This window comes from Mesobacillus sp. MER 48, assembly GCF_023714225.1.
GTDB classification, from domain to species: Bacteria; Bacillota; Bacilli; order Bacillales; family Cytobacillaceae; genus Mesobacillus; species Mesobacillus oceanisediminis_A.
The window spans coordinates 1-242 of record NZ_JAMAUR010000058.1 but is presented as its reverse complement, the minus strand read 5'-3'; the positions used below and the strand labels follow the sequence as shown (position 1 = coordinate 242).

Below are 242 nucleotides of genomic sequence, written 5' to 3'. Positions count from 1 at the left end.
CGCAAGCTAGTAAGAACCCTGAAAGATGATCAGGTTGATAGGTCAGAGGTGGAAGCGCGGTGACGTGTGGAGCTGACTGATACTAATCGTTCGAGGACTTAACCAAATTGATCATTCGATTCTCTTGATTTCTTCTTACAACATTATCTAGTTTTGAGGGTACAAAGTTTTTTGCGGTAGCAAAATAACTAAAACCTCAAACCAAATAGTCTGGTGGCGATGGCGAGAAGGTCACACCCGTT

General features: G+C 43.0%; 1 rRNA gene. It reads left to right on the top strand.

Annotation, left to right across the window (positions count from 1 at the left end):
- A 23S ribosomal RNA gene (locus M3593_RS23895) occupies positions 1 to 106 on the top strand; the annotation flags it as partial.
- Positions 107 to 242 lie beyond the last annotated feature (136 nt).